This is a genomic window from Massilia sp. Se16.2.3, assembly GCF_014171595.1.
Classification (GTDB): Bacteria; Pseudomonadota; Gammaproteobacteria; order Burkholderiales; family Burkholderiaceae_D; genus Telluria.
Genome location: NZ_CP050451.1, coordinates 786,187 through 806,137 on the forward strand (window position 1 = coordinate 786,187; position 19,951 = coordinate 806,137).

General features: G+C 63.2%; 20 protein-coding genes. 1 reads left to right on the forward strand and 19 read right to left on the reverse strand.

Annotated features, from left to right (window positions below; genetic code table 11):
• Positions 1-5 precede the first annotated feature (5 nt).
• The 11 genes from atpA to G4G31_RS03765 all read right to left on the reverse strand — a co-directional run bounded on the left by atpA (position 6) and on the right by G4G31_RS03765 (position 10,004).
• A complete protein-coding gene (atpA, locus tag G4G31_RS03715; RefSeq protein WP_182990340.1) occupies positions 6-1,547 on the reverse strand; it encodes a F0F1 ATP synthase subunit alpha in 1,542 nt (513 codons plus the stop codon).
• Positions 1,548-1,658: 111 nt separating this feature from the next.
• Positions 1,659-2,192, reverse strand: coding sequence for a F0F1 ATP synthase subunit delta (locus tag G4G31_RS03720; RefSeq protein ID WP_182990341.1), 534 nt, complete (start codon positions 2,190-2,192; stop codon positions 1,659-1,661).
• A gap of 2 nt (positions 2,193-2,194) precedes the next feature.
• Positions 2,195-2,665: a F0F1 ATP synthase subunit B gene (locus tag G4G31_RS03725; protein ID WP_182990342.1), complete on the reverse strand. Its 471-nt coding sequence runs from the start codon at positions 2,663-2,665 to the stop codon at positions 2,195-2,197.
• A gap of 74 nt (positions 2,666-2,739) precedes the next feature.
• A complete protein-coding gene (gene atpE, locus G4G31_RS03730) occupies positions 2,740-2,982 on the reverse strand; it encodes a F0F1 ATP synthase subunit C (RefSeq protein ID WP_182990343.1) in 243 nt (80 codons plus the stop codon).
• Positions 2,983-3,068: 86 nt separating this feature from the next.
• Positions 3,069-3,905 carry a F0F1 ATP synthase subunit A gene (gene atpB / locus G4G31_RS03735; protein ID WP_182990344.1) on the reverse strand — a complete coding sequence of 279 codons (837 nt, stop codon included), beginning with the start codon at positions 3,903-3,905 and terminating at the stop codon, positions 3,069-3,071.
• 1 nt (position 3,906) lies between these two features.
• Positions 3,907-4,242, reverse strand: coding sequence for an ATP synthase subunit I (locus G4G31_RS03740; protein ID WP_182990345.1), 336 nt, complete (start codon positions 4,240-4,242; stop codon positions 3,907-3,909).
• 375 nt (positions 4,243-4,617) lie between these two features.
• The gene (locus G4G31_RS03745; protein WP_182990346.1) at positions 4,618-5,487 is read right to left on the reverse strand and encodes a ParB/RepB/Spo0J family partition protein; all 870 of its coding nucleotides are present in this window, start codon (positions 5,485-5,487) and stop codon (positions 4,618-4,620) included.
• Positions 5,488-5,505: 18 nt separating this feature from the next.
• Positions 5,506-6,276 carry a ParA family protein gene (locus G4G31_RS03750; RefSeq protein WP_182990347.1) on the reverse strand — a complete coding sequence of 257 codons (771 nt, stop codon included), beginning with the start codon at positions 6,274-6,276 and terminating at the stop codon, positions 5,506-5,508.
• A 153-nt stretch (positions 6,277-6,429) separates the two neighbouring features.
• Positions 6,430-7,077, reverse strand: coding sequence for a 16S rRNA (guanine(527)-N(7))-methyltransferase RsmG (gene rsmG, locus G4G31_RS03755; protein ID WP_182990348.1), 648 nt, complete (start codon positions 7,075-7,077; stop codon positions 6,430-6,432).
• Positions 7,074-9,008, reverse strand: coding sequence for a tRNA uridine-5-carboxymethylaminomethyl(34) synthesis enzyme MnmG (mnmG, locus tag G4G31_RS03760; RefSeq protein WP_182990349.1), 1,935 nt, complete (start codon positions 9,006-9,008; stop codon positions 7,074-7,076). Before mnmG ends, rsmG begins: the two co-directional genes overlap by 4 nt.
• 225 nt (positions 9,009-9,233) lie before the next feature.
• Positions 9,234-10,004 carry a TSUP family transporter gene (locus G4G31_RS03765; RefSeq protein WP_182990350.1) on the reverse strand — a complete coding sequence of 257 codons (771 nt, stop codon included), beginning with the start codon at positions 10,002-10,004 and terminating at the stop codon, positions 9,234-9,236.
• A gap of 184 nt (positions 10,005-10,188) precedes the next feature.
• On the opposite strand from G4G31_RS03765, the gene G4G31_RS03770 reads away from it, so the two are divergent.
• Positions 10,189-11,346, forward strand: a complete 1,158-nt coding sequence (locus G4G31_RS03770; protein WP_182990351.1) for an iron-containing alcohol dehydrogenase — start codon at positions 10,189-10,191, stop codon at positions 11,344-11,346.
• Positions 11,347-11,353: 7 nt separating this feature from the next.
• On the opposite strand, the gene G4G31_RS03775 is transcribed toward G4G31_RS03770, so the two are convergent.
• The 8 genes from G4G31_RS03775 to G4G31_RS03810 all read right to left on the reverse strand — a co-directional run bounded on the left by G4G31_RS03775 (position 11,354) and on the right by G4G31_RS03810 (position 19,904).
• The gene (locus tag G4G31_RS03775) at positions 11,354-12,217 is read right to left on the reverse strand and encodes an alpha/beta fold hydrolase (RefSeq protein ID WP_182990352.1); all 864 of its coding nucleotides are present in this window, start codon (positions 12,215-12,217) and stop codon (positions 11,354-11,356) included.
• Positions 12,214-13,236 carry a branched-chain amino acid ABC transporter permease gene (locus G4G31_RS03780; RefSeq protein WP_182990353.1) on the reverse strand — a complete coding sequence of 341 codons (1,023 nt, stop codon included), beginning with the start codon at positions 13,234-13,236 and terminating at the stop codon, positions 12,214-12,216. Before G4G31_RS03780 ends, G4G31_RS03775 begins: the two co-directional genes overlap by 4 nt.
• Positions 13,237-13,238: 2 nt before the next feature.
• Positions 13,239-14,123 carry a branched-chain amino acid ABC transporter permease gene (locus tag G4G31_RS03785; RefSeq protein ID WP_182990354.1) on the reverse strand — a complete coding sequence of 295 codons (885 nt, stop codon included), beginning with the start codon at positions 14,121-14,123 and terminating at the stop codon, positions 13,239-13,241.
• A gap of 222 nt (positions 14,124-14,345) precedes the next feature.
• Entirely contained in the window at positions 14,346-15,551 is a 1,206-nt protein-coding gene (locus G4G31_RS03790) for an ABC transporter substrate-binding protein (protein ID WP_182990355.1), read from the reverse strand.
• Positions 15,552-15,591: 40 nt separating this feature from the next.
• The gene (locus tag G4G31_RS03795) at positions 15,592-16,311 is read right to left on the reverse strand and encodes an ABC transporter ATP-binding protein (protein WP_182990356.1); all 720 of its coding nucleotides are present in this window, start codon (positions 16,309-16,311) and stop codon (positions 15,592-15,594) included.
• Positions 16,308-17,081, reverse strand: coding sequence for an ABC transporter ATP-binding protein (locus tag G4G31_RS03800; protein ID WP_182990357.1), 774 nt, complete (start codon positions 17,079-17,081; stop codon positions 16,308-16,310). Before G4G31_RS03800 ends, G4G31_RS03795 begins: the two co-directional genes overlap by 4 nt.
• A gap of 139 nt (positions 17,082-17,220) precedes the next feature.
• Positions 17,221-18,861, reverse strand: coding sequence for a GMC family oxidoreductase (locus G4G31_RS03805; protein ID WP_182990358.1), 1,641 nt, complete (start codon positions 18,859-18,861; stop codon positions 17,221-17,223).
• A gap of 11 nt (positions 18,862-18,872) precedes the next feature.
• Complete coding sequence (locus G4G31_RS03810; protein WP_182990359.1) at positions 18,873-19,904, reverse strand: nitronate monooxygenase family protein; 1,032 nt, start codon at positions 19,902-19,904, stop codon at positions 18,873-18,875.
• Positions 19,905-19,951: the final 47 nt, after the last annotated feature.

Genomic DNA, 19,951 nt, shown 5'->3' on the forward strand with positions numbered 1-19,951 from the left:
TTCTATTAAAATGCGCCGGATTTTTTGAAATCAGCAATGGCGGCGGCGAGTGCTGCTTCGCTGTCCTTGTCCAGTTGCTTGGTTTCTTCGATCTTCGACAGGAGCGCAGCCTGCTTGGTCTTCAGGTAGCCATGCAGACCGTTCTCGAAAGCCAGCACTTGCTTGACTTCGATGTCGTCGAAATAGCCCTTGTTGACGGCGAACAGCGATGCGGCCATCAGCGAGATCGGCAGCGGCGAGTACTGTGGCTGCTTCAGCAGTTCGGTCACGCGTGCACCGCGGTCGAGCTGCTTGCGGGTCGATTCGTCCAGGTCCGATGCGAACTGCGCGAACGCGGCCAGTTCACGGTACTGCGCCAGGTCGGTACGGATACCGCCGGACAGGCCCTTGATGACCTTCGTCTGGGCCGCACCACCGACGCGCGACACCGAGATACCGGCGTTGATCGCAGGACGGATACCGGCGTTGAACAGCGAGGTCTCGAGGAAGATCTGGCCGTCGGTAATCGAAATCACGTTGGTCGGCACGAAGGCCGAGACGTCGCCCGCTTGCGTTTCGATGATCGGCAGTGCGGTCAGCGAACCGGTCTTGCCGGTGACGGCGCCGTTGGTGAAGGCCGAGACGTAGTCGGCGTTCACGCGTGCTGCGCGCTCGAGCAGGCGGCTGTGCAGGTAGAACACGTCGCCTGGGTAGGCTTCGCGGCCTGGTGGGCGGCGCAGCAGCAGGGAAATCTGGCGGTAGGCAACGGCCTGCTTCGACAGGTCGTCGTACACGATCAGCGCGTCTTCGCCGCGGTCGCGGAAGTATTCGCCCATCGCGCAGCCCGAGTAGGCCGAGATGTATTGCATCGCTGCCGATTCCGAAGCGGAAGCGGCGACGACAATGGTGTACTCCATCGCGCCGTGCGTTTCCAGCGAGCGCACGATGTTCTTGATGGTCGATGCCTTCTGGCCGATTGCAACGTACACGCAGGTGACGTTCTGGCCTTTCTGGTTGATGATCGCATCGACTGCCACGGCCGATTTACCGGTCTGGCGGTCGCCGATGATCAGCTCGCGCTGGCCACGGCCGATCGGCACCATCGCGTCGATCGACTTGATGCCGGTCTGCATAGGCTGCGACACGGATTCACGGGCGATGACGCCCGGGGCGATCTTTTCGATCGGGGCGGTCAGGGTGGTGGCGATCGGACCCTTGCCGTCGATCGGCTGGCCCAGTGCGTTGACGACGCGGCCGCGCAGTTCAGGACCGATCGGCACTTCCAGGATGCGGCCGGTGGTCTTGACGGTGTCGCCTTCGGAGATGTGCTCGTACGAACCCAGGATGACCGAGCCGACCGAGTCACGCTCGAGGTTCATCGCCAGACCGAAGGTATTGCCCGGGAATTCCAGCATCTCGCCTTGCATCACGTCCGACAGACCATGGATGCGGCAGATACCGTCGGCGACGGAGATCACCGTGCCTTGATTGCGAACGTCAGCGGACGCTTCGAGGCCCTGGATCCGGCTCTTGATCAGTTCGCTGATTTCAGATGAATTAAGTTGCATGAGTGCTAACTCCTAATAGTTTCTTGATGCGTAAGGCGGAGAGTGGATGCCGGCCAGACGTGCGACGTTCGGTGCAAGGTTCGGCTGCGAAGCGGGCTGTTGAGGCCGGCTTCAGGCCACCAGCGCAGCGTGCATCTGCTGCAGCTTGGCGCGAACCGAGGTATCGAGCACTTCATCGCCAACCAGCACGCGCACGCCGCCGATCAGCGACGGGTCCACCGTGACCGTTGGGTTGAGCTTGCGGCCGAATTTCTTTTCCAGGCCGGCCACCAGCTGGGCCACCTGGGCATCGGTCAGCGCGAACGCACTGGCGATGTCCGCATCGGCGGCGCCAGCCTGGGCGTTCTTGAGGACCTGGAACTGCGCGCCGATTTCCGGCAGCAGCGCGACGCGGCCATTTTCGGCCAGCATCTGCAGGAAGTTCGTGGCCTCCGGGGTCACCGGCGACTTGAGCAGCGAACGCAGGGTCGTGACCAGATCGGTGGCGGAGACATTCGGGTTGGCGGCAAACGCCTGCACATCAGGGTGGGCGCCGATTTGGGCCAGTTCGGACACCAGTTCGGACCAGGCTGCCATGTCGCCGCCCTGGGCGACACGGAACAGCGCTTCGGCGTAGGGACGGGCGACGGTTGCGAGTTCTGCCATGATTACAGCTCGGTCGACAGTTGTGCCAGCAGGGCGGCGTGCGCTTCTGCGTTCACTTCGCGCTTGAGGATCTGCTCGGCGCCTTGCACGGCCAGTGCGGCCACCTGGCCACGCAGTTCTTCGCGCACGCGCGTCACTTGCTGCTCGGCGTCGGCGCGGGCAGCGGCAACGATACGGGCGGCTTCTTCGTTAGCGGTCTTCTTGGCTTCATCGATGATCAGCTGGGCACGCTTTTCGGCGTCGGCGATGCGCGCCTGGCCTTGGTCGCGTGCGCTAGCCAGTTCGGCTTGCACGCGCTTTTCGGCGGCGGCCAGGTCGGCCTTGCCGCGGTCGGCAGCGGCCAGGCCGTTGGCGATCCGGTCGGCGCGCTCGTCGAGCGCTTTCATCAGCGGCGGCCACACGAATTTCATCGTGAAGAACGCGAGGACGAGGAAGACGGCGAGCTGTGCAAACAGAGTTGCGTTAAGGTTCACGGTATTTTCCTTCTCACAAAAACGGATGCCGAACCGCGATGGTTCGGCCCTTCAAAACCTGAGCTGCGCGTCGCTTAGCCGGCAAACGGGTTCGTGTATGCGAACAGCATGGCGATACCAACACCGATCAGGAATGCCGCGTCGATCAGGCCGGCCAGCAGGAACATCTTGGTCTGCAGGGTGTTCATCAGTTCTGGCTGACGTGCCGAGGCTTCCAGGTATTTACCGCCCATGAGTGCGATACCGATACATGCGCCGATAGCGCCGAGGCCGATGATTAAACCGCAAGCCAGTGCAACAAATGATGCGTCAGTCATGATTACTCCAAAAAGTTAAAATTAAAACTAGATTAAAAACTACAACTTCGTTACAACCACTATCTATTCGATGCTTGCGGCGCCGATCAGTGGCCTTCGTGTGCCTGACCGAGGTAGACCAGCGTCAGCATCATGAAAATGAATGCCTGCAGGAACACGATCAGGATGTGGAAGATCGCCCAGATCGAGCCGGCAATCACATGGCCGACAAAGCCGAAAACGGTAGCGGTCGAGCCAAGCAAAGCGATCAAGAGGAACAGCAGCTCACCGGCAAACATGTTGCCGAACAGTCGCATACCGAGCGACACCATTTTTGCTACGTATTCGATGATGTTCAGCAGCAGGTTGAACGGCGCCAGCCAGATGCCGAAGGGTGCTGCGAACAATTCGTGGAGCCAGCCGCCGAAGCCTTTGATCTTGATGCCGTAGAACAGCATCAGCAGCAGCACGCCCAGCGAAATGCCGATGGTGCCGTTCAGGTCGGCGGTCGGGACCACGCGGTGGTAAGGGAACAGGTGCTCGACGCCGAACCATTTGAAGGCTTCGGAAAACAGGTCGACCGGCAGGAAGTCCAGCGAGTTCATCAGGGCAACCCACACGAACACGGTCAGCGCCAGCGGAGCGATGAAGCTGCGGTCGCCATGGATGATGGTCTTGGCCTGGTTATCGACCATTTCGACCAGGATCTCGACGGCAGCCTGGAAGCGGCCCGGCACGCCCGAGGTGGCGCGGCGCGCGGCCATCCACATCAGCAGGCAGCCGATCGCGCCCATCAGGACGGACCAGAAGAAGGTGTCGTAGTGGAAGACGGAAAAGTCGACCGGGCCATGTTGATGGTGGTTCGACAAGTGACTCAGGTGGTGCTTGATGTACTCGCCTGCTGTGGGCGCGTGCTGTGCTGCGCCTTCTACGGTTGTCGTCATATCAGTGCCTAAATAATAAGAATATGTAACTTTTCAGCGCCACGATGAACCCGGCGATGAGCGCCAGCGGGTTCAGGTCACGGTACAGCCACACGGTTGCGCCCAGCAGGGCAAGCGTGAAACCAATCTTTATAAATTCCCAGATGAAAAACGTGAGCGGGTTGGCACTGCCCGCTTTCGTTGATGCGAACAGGCGAAACGCCATGACGGCGTTGGGCAAAACACAGCACAGCCCGCCGAGTACCGCCGAAAACATCGCAGCCCATCCCCCCAGCAGTGCGGCGAGGACGCCAGCGACGACTGTTGCGATCAATTGCAGGGAGACCAGGCGCAACATTTTTTCTTCTTCGCCTAGGCCGTGGGAACCGAGTTACGGTGTGGTAATTACATGAATCAGCGGGATTATAAGTTCGATAGTGCATTTGAGTCAAACGTTTCCAGCTGTGCGGTATCGGGCACGTAGGGGCGCAAATGTCACATAAATCTGGGCAGTAGGCTCGGTTTTCGCCGCAGTTGGATGCGCGAAATACAGATGTCGGCGGGCGCGAACTGCCCGAAATATGGGCAGGCGCGGCAGGAAAAGTGTGGACATGATGACACGGCACGGAGCGCGCCCTGCCGTAGGGTTGGCCTCGGCGGCCCCGCGGTCCCCGCCGACGCGTCCAGCCGGCGTTCGCATGCCCGATGCGCCGGCTGGACCTCCTTCGGGGTCTTACGCGCGCAAGCGGGCCAGCACCCCGTCGAGCACATCGAGGTCGGCAAAGTCGATGATCATCTGGCCCCTGCCCTTCGGTCCCATCTTGAACACGACCGGTGTAGCCAGCTTGTCCGACAGCTCTTCCTCCAGGCGCACGATGTCGCCCGACTTTTCTTTTTGGGTTTTGGCCTGGGCCGGATTCGCCTGCTCTTCAATTGCGCGCGCCACCAGCTTTTCCGTCTCGCGCACCGACAGGCGCTTGGCGATGACCTGGTTCGCCAGGGCGATCTGGCTGGCGTTGTCGACCGACAGCAGCGCGCGGGCATGGCCCATGTCGATGTCGCCGGCCATCAGCATGGTCTGCACCGGTTGTGCCAGGTTCACCAGGCGCAGCAGGTTCGACACCGCGCTGCGCGAGCGGCCGACCGCGCTGGCCGCCTGCTCGTGGGTGAAGTCGAAGTCGGAGATCAGGCGGGCGATGCCCTGCGCCTCTTCCAGGGGATTGAGGTCTTCGCGCTGGATGTTTTCGATCAGGGCCATTGCCGCGGCAGCCTGGTCGTCGACTTCACGCACCAGCACGGGGATGTTTTCCAGACCGGCCAGCTGCGCCGCGCGGAAGCGCCGTTCGCCAGCGATGATTTCGTAGCGCCCCGCCTCGACCGGCCGCACCAGCACCGGCTGCATCACGCCCTGGCTTTTGATGGATGCCGCCAGTTCGTTCAGTGCGCCCTCGTCCATGCGGGTACGCGGCTGGTATTTGCCAGCTTGCAACTGGGCAACGGGCAAGGCCGTCGGCAGGCCGGCCGGTGCCGGGGCAGCGTCGAGGTCGCCGCCGAGGAGTGCATCGAGACCGCGGCCGAGGCCCTTGAGTTTTTTGGTAGCCATGTGGATAACTCTCCGTGATTACATTGTCTTGATGCGCTCGACCATTTCGGCGCCGAAAGCGATGTACGCCTGCGCCCCTTTCGAGCTCGGGTCGAACACGACGCCGGGTACGCCATACGAGGGCGCCTCGGCCAGGCGCACGTTGCGCGGGATGATCGTCTTGAACACCTTGTCGCCGAAGTGCTGCTCGAGCTGGCTCGAGACCTGCTGCGACAGCGTCATGCGCGGATCGAACATGACGCGCAAGAGGCCGATGATCTTCAGGTCCGTGTTCAGGTTCGCATGCACCTTCTTGATCGTGTTGACCAGGTCCGAGAGGCCTTCGAGCGCGTAGTACTCGCACTGCATCGGGATGATCACGCCATGCGCGGCGCACAGGCCGTTCAAGGTCAGCATCGACAGGGCGGGCGGGCAGTCGATCAGGATGAAGTCGTATTCCTGGTCGACCTGGGCCAGCGCGTTCTTGAGGCGGCGCTCGCGGTTTTCCAGTTCGACCATCTCGACTTCGGCACCGGCCAGTTCGCGGTTGGCGGGCAGCACGTCGAAGCGGCCGGCACCGGAGCGCACGCGTGCTTCGCCGATCTCGGCTTCACCGAGCAGCACCTGGTAGGTGGACGCTTCCAGCTCGGCCTTGTTGATGCCGGCACCCATGGTCGCATTGCCCTGCGGGTCGAGGTCGACCAGCAGCACGCGCTGCTCCAGCTTGGCAAGGCCGGCCGACAGGTTGACGCTGGTGGTCGTCTTGCCGACGCCGCCCTTCTGGTTTGCAACGCAAAATATTTTTGCCATCTGTTCTTATCCGGACGCGACAACATTGTTTAATATTGTTCATACCTTTTAGACCGTATTAACGATTTACAAGGTATAAACAATATAAACGATTTATATTGTTATGTTGGTTGATTGTGATTGGTGCTCGAATTGCCTGCTTGTCCTGCCTGCTTATCCTGGCGCCCGCTCGATGAATACCAGGTGCCGTTCCGCTTCCAGTTTCGCCACCCGCAAGGGCCGCAATTCCTGCACTTTCCATTCGCTCGGCAGCCTTTCCTGTTCCTCGCTTGGCGCTACCCCTTTCAGGGCAATGAAGCGTCCGTTCTCGGCCAGCAGGTGCCCGGACCAGTTGACGAAATCCGACAGGTCGGCAAAGGCACGCGAGGTGATGACATCGAAGGGCCCTGCTTTCAGGTCCTGCACCTTCATCGTGTACACCGTGACATTGCTCAGGCCCAGTTCCGCCTTCACCTGGGTGAGAAAGGCGGTTTTCTTGTGCACGGTGTCGATCAGGGAGACCTTCATGTCCGGCCGGGCAATTGCCAGCACGATGCCGGGCAGGCCCCCGCCCGCCCCGACGTCGAGTACGTTCTGCGCACCGGCAAAGGCCGGCACGGCGGCCAGGGAATCGAGCAGGTGGTGCGTCACCATCTGCATCGGGTCACGCAAGGAAGTCAGGTTGTAGACGCTGTTCCACTTCGCCATCAAGGCCAGGTAATCCATCAATTGCTCGCGCTGGGCCGCCCACAGCGGCAGGTCCATGGCGTCGATGCCGTCGCTGAGTACGGCCATCAGTGTGCCGCGGTCGAATCCCCTCACTGCGTTGCCTCCTCGGTTGGGGTATTGGTGAAGCCCCTGGCACCGCGCTTTTTCAGGTGCACCAGCAGCAACGAGATGGCCGCCGGCGTCACGCCGGAAATGCGCGAAGCCTGGCCCAGGGTTTCCGGACGCTGCTTGTCGAGCTTCTGGCGGACCTCGATCGACAGTGCAACAATGTCGAGGTAGTTCAGGTTTTCCGGCAGCTTCAGGTTTTCGTAGTGGTCGTGGCGTTCGACCTCTTTCGCCTGCCGATCGATGTAGCCGGCGTATTTCAGCTGGATTTCAACCTGTTCCTTCACCGCTGGATCTGCCACGCCGGGGCCGGCGAGCGGCTGCCCTTCACTGCCCGTCATCGTCATCAAGGTGTCGTACTCGACGCCGGGACGGCGCAGCAAATCGGCCAGGTTGTATTCGCGCTCGAGCGCCTGTCCCACGACGCGCTCCGATTCGGCTGCTGCGAGGATGCGCGGGTTGACCCAGGTCGAGCGCAGGCGCTCGAGTTCGCGCGCGACCGACTCGCGTTTGGTCTCGAATGCCGCCCACTGGGCGTCACCCACGACCCCGAGCTTGCGGCCGATTTCGGTCAGGCGCATGTCGGCATTGTCTTCGCGCAGCGACAGGCGGTACTCCGCGCGGCTGGTGAACATGCGGTAAGGTTCGGCCACGCCCTGGGTCGTGAGGTCGTCGACCAGCACGCCGAGGTAGGCTTCGGAGCGGCCCGGCGTCCAGGCCTCCTGCCCCTTGGTCTGCAGGGCCGCGTTCATGCCGGCGAGCAGGCCTTGCGCGGCCGCTTCCTCGTAGCCGGTGGTGCCATTGATCTGGCCGGCGAAGAACAGGCCGCGAATCGCCTTCGTTTCCAGCGAGGCTTTCAGGCCACGCGGATCGAAATAATCGTATTCGATGGCATAGCCCGGTCGCAGGATGAAGGCGTTTTCCATGCCCTTCATCGAGCGTACAAGCGCCAGCTGCACGTCGAACGGCAGGCTGGTCGAGATACCGTTCGGGTAGATCTCGTGGGTAGTCAGGCCCTCCGGCTCGAGGAAGATCTGGTGCGATTCCTTCGAGGCGAAGCGGTGGATCTTGTCTTCGATCGAGGGGCAGTAACGCGGGCCGACGCCCTCGATGACGCCGGTGTACATCGGGCTGCGGTCGAGACCGTTGCGGATGATATCGTGGGTTTGCGCATTCGTGTGCGTCACCCAGCACGGCACCTGGCGCGGGTGCATGGCGGCATTGCCCATGTAGGAAAACACCGGTACCGGATCGACGTCGCCGGGCTGTTCGCCCAGCACGGAATAGTCGATGCTGCGGCCGTCGATCCGCGGCGGCGTGCCGGTTTTCAGGCGGCCTTGCGGCAGCTTGAGTTCCTTCAGGCGGCTCGACAGCGCCACCGCCGCCGGGTCGCCGGCACGGCCGGCGGTATGGTTTTGCAGGCCGACGTGAATCTTACCGTCGAGGAAAGTACCGGCGGTGAGCACCACGGCACGGGCGCGGAACTGCAGGCCGATCTGGGTGACGGCGCCGACAACGCGGTCGCCCTCCACCATGAGGTCGTCGACAGCCTGCTGGAACAGCCACAGGTTCGGCTGGTTTTCCAGGCGCGAACGGATCGCCGCCTTGTACAGGATGCGGTCGGCCTGGGCACGGGTCGCGCGCACCGCCGGGCCTTTGGAAGAGTTCAGGATGCGGAACTGGATGCCGGATTCGTCGGTGGCAATCGCCATCGCGCCGCCGAGGGCATCGACTTCCTTGACCAGGTGGCCCTTGCCGATACCGCCGATCGACGGATTGCAGGACATCTGGCCAAGCGTTTCGATGTTGTGGGTCAGGAGCAGGGTCTTCTGTCCCATGCGTGCCGACGCGAGTGCGGCTTCGGTGCCGGCATGGCCGCCACCGACGACGATGACGTCGAATTCAGTAGGAAATAGCATGATGGAAGTGGAAAGCGAGGAGGGCTAATTCCCGATTATAGAATCTTTTGGGGTGTCGGACTCGGCGTCGACCGAAAACGGAAGGTTTTTTGTTTCACGTGGAACACACCCGCGACGTAGGTGGCGTTAGCTCAGCAGGCTGTTTCACGTGAAACAATGGCGGCGGCGATTGTTCAGGCACAAAAAAAGCCGGGTCTCCCCGGCTTTTGTTTCACGTGAAACAGCTCAACTGGCAAGCCGTACCACCGCATCGAACGCTGTCTTTACGATCAGCGTTGAGACTACCACCAGGAACAATTTACGCACGAATGCGCTACCGTGCTTGATCGCCAGCTTCGTTCCCACCAGCGAGCCACCCACCTGGCACACCGCCATCAGCAAGCCTAGTTGCCACAGCAAGTGCCCGCTGTAACCAAACCACATCAGTGCCGACAGGTTACATGCCACATTCACGATCTTTGCCGCCGCCGACGCGCTGAGGAAATCGAAGCCGAAGAAACGTACGAATAAGAAGATCAGGAAGCTGCCGGTACCCGGACCGAAGAAGCCGTCATAAAATCCGATAGCGGCACCGATGGCGACCGCCCACCAGCGCTCGGCACTGCCGCTGTGCACCGGCGCATGCACGCTGCCCAGGTCCTTCTTGCGAAAGGTGTAGAGCGCCACCGCCAGCAAAATGAAGGGCAACAAGGCCCGCACGAAGTCGCCCGGTACCCGCGTGACAGTCCAGGCACCGACGAAGGACAAGGCAAAGGCTGCCACTGCCGCCGGCGCGGCCGCGCTCCACGCAACGTGCACGCGCCGGGCGTAGTTCACCGCCGCGGCGCTCGTGCCGCAGATGCTGGCCAGTTTATTCGTGCCGAGCAGGGTCGCCGGCACCTCCCTGGGCAAGAAGGAAAAGATGGCGGGAACCTGGATCAGCCCGCCTCCACCGACCACGGCGTCCACCAAACCGGCAAGGAAGGCGGCGCCGCCAAGCCATACGAAATCGATCATCGATGCATCCGACATAGTGAAGAGGTGAAATTGTACGGCAAGGGGAACGGCCCGGCGCTCGCCACCTGTGCTCCCTAAGAGCCAGTGGATGCGTACGTGAAACCGCTCCACCTACGCCGAACGGCAGCGCAACTTTTGCCCGTTCTCGTGTAAGCTGACCGGACCGCCATCCCATCCAACGACCATGACCGCCTTTGCCTTCAGCACCGTCGCCCACATCGTGTCGCAACCCAGCGCCGCTGCCGAACTCGGCAAACTGATCGCCGAACGTTTTCCCCAAGCCCGCCGCGCCCTCCTCGTCACCGACGCCGGCTTCCTGCGTACAGGACTACTCCGGCCCGCGTGCGACGATCTCGCGCACCAGGGCATCGACGTCAGCATCTATTCGGACGTTGTCGCCGACCCGCCCGAAGCGACCGTTCTCGAGGCGGTGGCCTATGCCCGCGCGCAGGACGTCGACCTTGTCATCGGCTTCGGCGGCGGCAGTTCGATGGATGTGGCCAAGCTGGTGGCGGTCCTGGCCTCAAGTGCGCAGGAACTGCCGGCCATCTACGGCATCGGCAAAGTGGCGGGAACGCGGTTACCGCTGGTCCAGGTACCGACGACCGCCGGAACAGGCTCGGAGGTCACCAATATCGCCATCGTCACCACTGGCAAGACCACCAAGATGGGCGTCGTTGCGCCCCAACTGTATGCCGACCTCGCCGTGCTGGACGCCAGCCTGACACTGGGTTTGCCGCCACTCGTCACGGCCGCGACCGGCATCGATGCGATGGTGCACGCCATCGAGGCCTACACCAGCCGCCACAAGAAAAATCCCCTGTCCGATGTGCTCGCGCGCGAAGCGCTGCGCCTCCTGTCGGACAACCTGCTCGCTGCCTGCGAAAACGGCAGCAACCTGGAGGCACGGCAGGCGATGCTGCTGGGCGCCTGTCTGGCCGGGCAAGCGTTTTCGAACGCACCGGTAGCGGCCGTGCATGCGCTGGCCTATCCGATCGGCGGCATCTTCCACGTCCCCCACGGGCTGTCGAATGCACTCGTGCTGCCCCATGTATTGCGCTTCAATGCGCCGGCCGCGGCGCCGCTGTATGCGGAGCTGGCCGACGTGGTGGTGCCGGGAACAGGAGGAAGCGCGGAAGAACGGACGGAAGCCTTGATTGCTGCGATGCAGCAGTTTGCACAAAAAACAGGCATCGCTACCTCCCTGCGCGAGGTCGGCATCGGTAATGATGATCTTGACCGGCTGGCGGATGACGCCATGCTCCAGACCCGCCTGCTGGGGAATAACCCGCGCGAACTCACCCGCGAGGACGCGCGGTCAATCTACGCCGCCGCCCTGTAACGCCCATTCACAGCGCCTCGGCGGCGCGCGGCGGCACGGGCTGCGCCGCGCCAGGCGTGAAGAAGTCGAGCAGCAGCCGGTTGACCTGGTCGGGCGCCGTCAACTGCAGCCAGTGGTCGGCGCCATCGATACGCTCGTAGCGGAAGCCATCGGCCACATATTCCCGCGAATCGAGCATCTGCTCTTCTCCCGGGGCGGGATCGAGACTGCTCCAGACGCCCATGACCGGCACCGGCACCGGCTCGCGCCGGCTGCCGAGGGTCAAGCCGCGCGGCAGGTTCGCCCGATAATAGTTCAGTGCCGCCGTCAGCCGGCCCGGCTCGCGCAAGCCTTGCCGCCAGTAGCCGGCCTGCGTTGGTTCAGACGTAAAACGGCGTAGCGCAAAGAAATCTCCCGCACGCAGCGATGCCTCGGCCAGGCCGGGCAGCATGAACCACAGCATGTAGCTCGAACGTAGCTTCTGCATCAAGCCTGCCCCTGCAAACGCCGCCGGGTGACCGACCGACAGGGCCACGTACTGTTCGACGCGGCCTGGCGCATCCATGCACAGCTGCCAGCCCACCAGCGCGCCCCAGTCGTGCCCGACCACGCGGGCGCGCTCGATGCCCAGCAGGTCCATCAGGCCGAGCACGTCGTCGCGCACGTCGACGCGGTAGGCGGAGACGGCACCGGGCGCATCGGTCCCGCCGTAACCGCGCAGGTCGGGCGCCAGCACGCGGTAGCCGGCGTTCACCAGGGGCGCTATCTGCTTGCGCCAGACGATATGGGTATCGGGAAAACCGTGCAGCAGCAGCACAGCTGGCCCCTGCCCCGCGCTCATCACCTGCATGCGCAGGCCATTCACGCTGACCTGCAGGAATTGCTCTTTCATGCCGCCTCCCGTTCCGTATCGATGGCCATGTTAGCGCCAGCCACTTTCCTGTTGCGCGCGCCACGCGCGAACAGGGCGCCGAGTTCGCCGACGATACCGCGGCGGAACAGCAGCACGCAAACGATGAAGATCAGGCCCGTCACCATGCCGACCGATTCGCCCAGGGTCGAGAACCAGGCGACGCCGCTCTTGTCGGCGAGCCAGGTCCCGAACTCGCCCAGCTTGTTTTCCAGCGCGACAATGAGGAAGGCGCCGATGATCGGCCCGGCCATCGTGCCCATGCCTCCTACCAGGGTCATCAGGACGACCAGGCCCGACATGGTCCAGTGGACATCGGTCAGGGTCTCGAAGCCCAGCACGACCGTCTTGGTGGCCCCTGCAAGGCCTGTGAGGGCGCTGGAGAGCACGAAGGCGAGCAGCTTGTAGCGGTCGGCGTCGTAGCCCAGAGAAATGGCCCGTGGCTCGTTCTCCTTGATGGCCTTGAGCACCTGCCCGAAGGGCGAATGCACCACGCGCACAATCAGCGCGAACCCGGCCACGACGATGGCCAGTACGACGTAGTAGAGGGTCAGGTCGTTCGACAGGTCGATCGCGCCGAACAGGCGTCCGCGCGGCACGCCCTGCAGGCCATCCTCGCCATGGGTATACGGACTGCGCAAGGCCGCGAAATACACCATCTGCGCCAGCGCGAGGGTGATCATCGAAAAATAGATGCCCTGGCGGCGGATCGCCAGCGCCCCGATCGCCAGTCCCAGCAGCGAACTGGCGGCGACGCCGGCCAGGATGCCGAGTTCGAATGGCAGGCCGCTCGTGGCCAGCAGGTGACCGGTGACGTAGCCGGCGCTGCCAAAAAAAGCGGCATGGCCGAAAGAGAGCAGGCCCGTAAAGCCGATCAGGAGGTTGAAGGCGCAGGCGAACAGCGCGAAGCACAACAGCTTCATCAGGAAGACGGGATAGCCGAAGAAGGGCGCGGCCAGCGCCAGCGCCAGGACGAGGCCGTAGCCGATACGTTTATTCATGCTCACTTTTCCTTCCCGAACAGGCCGGCCGGGCGCAGCAGCAGCACGATGACCATGACGACGAATACGACCACTTCCGACCCTTCCGGATAAAACACCCGGGTCAGCCCCTCGATCACGCCCAGCATCAGGCCGGTGACGATGGAACCGAGGATCGAGCCCATGCCGCCGATCACGACGACGGCGAAGACGACGATGATCAGGTTTGAGCCCATCAGCGGGGTGACGTTGATGACGGGCGCCGCCAGCACCCCCGCCAGGCCGGCCAGCGCGACACCGAAGCCATAGGTCAATGTCACCATGCGTGGCACGTTGATGCCGAAGGCTTCGACCAGTTTCGGGTTCTCGGTACCGGCGCGCAGGTAGGCGCCCAAGCGCGTCTTTTCGATGACGAACCAGGTACCGAGGCAGACCGCCAGCGAAGCGGCCACCACCCAGGCGCGGTAGTTCGGCAAGATCATGAAGCCGAGGTCGGTGGCCCCCGTCAGCGCGTCGGGCACGTCCAGGGTCTGGCCGGAGACCCCGAAGAAGGAGCGGAACAGGCCTTCGAGCAGCAGCGTGATGCCGAAGGTCAGCAGCAGCCCGTATAGATGGTCGAGTTTGTACAGCCAGCGCAGCATCGTCTTTTCGACCGCGATGCCGAAGGCGCCGACCAGGAGCGGCGCGAGCACCAGCATCATCCAGTAGTTCAGGCCATACGAGGTGACGCCGATATAGGCGATGAAGGCGCCCATCATATAGAGCGCGCCGTGCGAGAAATTGATGACGTTGAGCAGGCCGAAGATGACGGCCAGGCCGAGCGAGAGCATCGCATAGAAGGAGCCGTTCACCAGGCCCAGCAGGAGCTGGCTCATCAGGGCTTGCAGGGGGATGCCGAATAGTTCCATAGGTGCCGAAAAGGTTGTGCGTCAGCGGTATGCGTCGAATTCAATGCACAGCGCAACACGTTTTCGATTTGCCAGCCTGGGTTGAACGCGTAGGCGGGAGACCCGCCTACCCTACGAGCAATGGCAATATTCGAAGGACCGTAGGGTGGGCGGGTTCCCCGCCCACGCGTTCAATTCACGTCCGAATCGACGCGCACATGTTTTGGACGCGACGAAAAACCCTCACTTCCAGGCCGCGCATTTCGTCTCGGCCTTGGTCGTGTACGCCTGCGCCCCCGGAATCGTTGCCACCAGCTTGTAGTAATCCCACGGATACTTCGACTCGCTCGGCGCTTTTACTTGCATCAGGTACATGTCGTGCACCATGCGCCCGTCCGGGCGGATTTCGCCGTTCCTGGCGAACATGTCGTTGACTTTCGTCGCCTTCAGCCTGGCCATCACCTTGGTCGGGTCATCCGACCCAAGCGCCTTGACCGCGTTCAGGTAGTTCGTCGTCGCCGAGTAGTCGGCCGCCTGCAGCATCGACGGTTCCTTCTTCATCTTGCCGAAATAGCGCTTGGACCAGGCGCGGGTGTCGGCATTCATGTCCCAGTACCAGCCGTCGGTCAGGTACATGCCTTGCGTCGTGTTCAGGCCGAGCGTGTGGATATCGTTGATGAACACCAGCAAACCGGCGATCTTCATGTTCTTGGTCAGGCCGAATTCCTTGGCCGCCTTGATCGAATTGATGGTGTCGCCACCCGCGTTCGCCAGGCCCAGCACCTGCGCCTTGGACGACTGGGCCTGCAGCAGGAAAGAGGAAAAATCGGAGGCCGACAGCGGGTGCTTCACGCTGCCGAGCACGGTGCCGCCATTTTTCTTGAGCACCTCGGTCGTGTCCTTTTCCAGCGACTGGCCGAAGGCATAGTCGGCGGTCAGGAAATACCAGCTCTTGCCGCCCTGCTTGATCACGGCGGAACCGGTGCCGCGCGCCAGCGCCACCGTGTCGTAGGCGTAGTGCACGGTGTAGGGGGAGCACTGTTCGTTGGTCAGTTGCGCAGTGCCGGCGCCGATGGCGATGAACACTTTTTTCTTCTCGGCCGCGACCTTGGCCATGGCCAGGCTGGCGCCGGAATTGGTGCCGCCGATCAGCATGTCGACGCCGCCCTGGTCGAACCATTCGCGCGCCTTCGAGGCGGCGATGTCCGGCTTGTTCTGGTGGTCGGCCACGACGAATTCGATCTTCTTGCCGGCGATGGCACCGCCCATGTCGGCGATCGCCATGCGCACGGCTTCGGCGCCGCCGTTGCCGTCGACGTCGGAATACACGCCGGACAGGTCGGTGATCATGCCGATCTTGATGGTGTCGCCGCTGATCTGGGCATGTGCGGGAGCGGCCAGGCTGCCGAAGGCGGCGGCGGTGGCGAGGGCGAGGGCTGTGCGTTTCATGTGGTCTCCGTTCTTGTGGTCTTGTGGGTAAAAACGTGGATCAGACGCCGAGCAGTTCCGTCAGCACCGGCATGCGCGTATCGAGCTCATGGGCGGCGATGGTTTCGACGATCTGGCCGTGTTCGACGACGTGGAAGCGGTCCGCCAACGGCGCGGCAAAGCGGAAGTTCTGCTCGACCATCACGATGGTGTAGCCCTTTCCCTTCAGGGTCGTGATCATGCGCGCCAGCGTCTGCACGATGACCGGCGCCAGCCCTTCGGAGATCTCGTCGAGCAGCAGCAGGCGCGCGCCGGTACGCAGGATGCGGGCCACGGCCAGCATCTGCTGCTCGCCGCCGGAGAGGCGCGTGCCCTGGCTGTGGCGGCGCTCGTACAGGTTCGGAAACATGGCATAGATCTCGTCGAGCGACATCGCCGTGCCCGCCCCATTGCCCGTCCCAGGCAGCACCGGCGGCAGCAGCAGGTTTTCCTCGGTCGACAGCGAGGCGAAGATGCCGCGCTCTTCCGGGCAATAGCCGACGCCGAGGTGGGCGATGCGGTGGGTCGGCAGTTTGATCGCTTCGACACCGTTGATGCGGATCGACCCGCTGCGGCGCCCGGTCAGGCCCATGATGGCGCGCAGGGTGGTGGTGCGCCCGGCGCCATTCCTTCCGAGCAGGGTAACGACCTCCCCTTCGGCCACCGAGAACTCGACGCCGTGCAGGATGTGCGATTCGCCGTACCAGGCCTGCAAATTGGAAATTTCGAGTGCCGCGCTCATGCGTGCGCTCCTTCGAGTTCGCCATCGGCGCTGCCCATGTAGGCCTGCATCACTTGCGGGTTGCGCGAGACTTCCGCATAGGTCCCTTCGGCCAGCGTGGCGCCGCGCTGCAGGACGGAGATGCGGTCGCAGATGCCGGAGACGACGTTCATGTTGTGTTCCACCATCAGGATGGTGCGCCCGGCCGACACTTTTTTGATCAGTTCGGTGACGCGGTGCACGTCTTCATGGCCCATGCCCTGTGTTGGCTCGTCGAGCAGCATCAGTTCAGGCTCCATCGCCAGCGTGGTGGCAATCTCGAGCGCGCGCTTGCGCCCATAAGGGAGGTCGGCGGTGACGGTATCGGCAAAGCCGGCCAGGTCGACCTCGGCCAGCAGCGCCAGCGCGCGCTCGTCGAGCCGGGACAGCGAGCGTTCGCTCTTCCAGAAGTGGAAACTCGTGCCGAGCTGACGCTGCAGGCCGATGCGCACATTTTGAAGTACCGTCAAATGGGGGAAGACGGCGGAAATCTGGAAAGAGCGGATGATGCCCATGCGCGCGATCTGCGCCGGTTTCGAGGCCGTGATATCGCGGCCATTGAACAGGATCTGCCCGGAGCTGGGCACGAGGAACTTGGTGAGCAGGTTGAAGCAGGTGGTCTTGCCGGCGCCGTTGGGACCGATCAGTGCGTGGATGTGGCCGCGCTGCACCTGCAAGTCGACGTGGTTAACTGCAATAAAACCCTTGAATTCCTTCGTCAGGCCTTTTGTTTCCAGTATGACGTCCGCCATCGTCTCTCCAGTGCGTGAATCACCCCTGCGCCGAAATCCCTTAACAAATATTACACACAACAGTTATGGCCCACAATACAACACAGCCCTTGTGCACCCGCGCACACACCGGAATCCCGCGCCCACCAATTGTGCAAAATTACACAGGCAAGTTTTTGGTTCGGGCGGCACGGATCGCGTCTGCCGCCTTTTCCGCGATCATCAGGGTCGGCGAATTGGTGTTGCCGGAAGTAATAAAAGGCATGATGGAGGCGTCGACCACGCGCAGGCCGTCCACGCCGATCACGCGCAAGTCGCTGTCGACGACGGCCAGCGGATCGTCGCGCCGTCCCATCCGGCACGTGCCGACGGGGTGGAAAATCGTGGTGCCGATCAGGCCGGCAGCCTGCGCCAGTTCTTCCTCGGTACGGTAGAGCGGCCCCGGCTTGAACTCCTGTGGCCCATAGCGCGCCAGCGCCGGCGCGGCCACGATGCGTCGCGTCAGCGACAAAGCCGCCGCCGCAGTCTGCCGATCTTCCTGCGTGCTGAGGTAATTCGGCGTGATCTTCGGCGCCGCATAACTGTCCTGCCCGGCCAGGCGCACGTGTCCGCGCGAAGTCGGCCGCAGGTGGCAAACGCTGGCCGTAAATGCGGGAAAACCGTGCAGCGGGTCGCCGAACTTTTCCAGCGACAGCGGCTGCACGTGGTACTGCAAATCCGGCGTCGCCTGCCCGGGATGCGAACGGGCAAAGGCACCCAGCTGCGACGGCGCCATCGACATCGGTCCGCTCTGGAACAGTGCGTACTCGAGGCCGATCCTGAACTTGCCGAACCAGTTGTTGGCGCTGGTATTCAGGGTTTTGACGCCTTGCACCTTGTAGACCATGCGTAGTTGCAGATGGTCCTGCAGGTTTTCGCCGACGCCGGGCGCTTCCACGCGCGGCGTGATGCCGTGGCGCGCCAGGTGGGCGGACGGCCCGATGCCGGACAGTTGCAGGATGTGGGGCGATCCGATGGCGCCCGCGGCCAGCAGGGTTTCACGTGCGGCGCGCGCCATGTAGGCATGCCCGCCGCCGGTAAACTGGACGCCGCGGCAGACGGTCCTGCCATTGTCCTCTTCCAGCACCAGGCGCTCGACATGGCAGCCGGTCATGATGGTCAGATTCGGACGCTGGGCCGCCGGTTTCAGGAAGGCTTTCGCGGTATTCAAGCGGATGCCGCGGCGCTGGTTGACCTCGAAATAGGACGAGCCGGCGTTGTCCCCGGTATTGAAATCGTCGACCTTGGCAATGCCCACCTCTTCGGCCGCATCGCGGAAGGCATCGAGGATTTTCCAGGACAGGCGCTGCTTTTCCACGCGCCATTCGCCGCCGGCGCCATGCAATTCGCTGGCGCCAAGGTAATGGTCTTCGCTCTTCCTGAACAGCGGTAGCACCTGCTCCCAGCGCCAGGAATCGTCGCCGCAGGCCTCGGCCCAGCGCGCATAATCCTGGGCCTGGCCACGCATGTAGATCATGCCGTTGATCGAGGAACTGCCGCCCAGGACTTTGCCGCGCGGGTAGATCAGGCTGCGCCCGTTCAGGCCGGGATCGGGTTCGGTATTGAACAGCCAGTCGGTGCGTGGATTACCGATGCAGTGCAGGTAGCCGACCGGGATGTGGATCCACAGGTAATCGTCGCGGGCACCGGCTTCGATCAGGAGCACGTTGATGTCGCGATCGCGCGTGAGCCGGTTGGCGAGTACGCAACCGGCAGTGCCGGCGCCAACGATGATGTAGTCGTATTCTCCGGCCGATTCCACGCACCCTCCCGTCAGGACTGCAATTCAAATGCCAGTAATTCCACCAGGCGCGCCGCCGGCATCGGCCGTGCACGCGCATAGCCGGTACCAGCCCAGAGCGACATCAATTCGGTATCGCCGCTGGCCGCGGCCGCTGCCCGGATACTGCCGGTCAAGGCGTTCTGGACCGGATAAGGCGGCACCTGCCGCTCCACTTGCGCCATCTGGCGCATGAAACGGTTCTCGATGCCGCGTGCGTAGCGCCCCGAAAAACTGCGCGTCAGCCGCGTCTGGTCGGCGCCGGCAAGCAGGCGCGCCTTGTAGGCCGGATGGATGCCGGACTCGTCGGTAACCAGGAAAGCCGAGCCCATCTGCACGGCACGGGCCCCAAGCGCCAGTGCGCGCCGGATATCGGCGCCGTCCATGATGCCGCCGGCGGCAATCACGGGGATGCGGACCGCCTGCACGACCTGCGGCCAGAGGGCGCTTGCCGTCAGCGTCGCGTCTTCCTGCCTGCCGATGAAGGTGCCGCGGTGGCCGCCCGCCTCGACCCCGGACGCGACCACCGCATCGGCGCCGATCGCCTGCCAGGCCAGCGCTTCCTCGACGGTGGTAACGGTACCGATGACGAGGATATCGGCCGCATGCAGGCGCTCGACCTGCTCGCTGCCGAGGATGCCGAAAGTGAAGCTGGCCACGGCTGGCCGCAGCGCCAGCAGGGTCTCGAACTGCGCGGCAAAATCCTCGCACCATTTTTTGGGGCGCGGCAGCTCGCTCCAGCCCAGGCTTTCCCAGATGGGACGCAAGAATTCGCCCGCCTGTGCCAACTGGTCTTCGCTCGGGGCTGGCGTACCCTGGATAAAAAAGTTCAGCAGGAAGGGCCGGCTGGTGAGGCTGCGAATACGGGCGACCTGCTCCTCGATCACCTGCGGCGCCAGCAGCGAGCCGGGCAGCGCACCCAGACCACCGGCATTCGATACGGCCGCGACCAGCTCGGGCGTGCAAGCGCCACCGGCCATCGGTCCCTGGATCACCGGTACCGGGAACAATGCATCGAATTCCATGTCAGCCCCCTCCGCTCGTCAGTTGATGAAGGCAGCTTACCAGATCG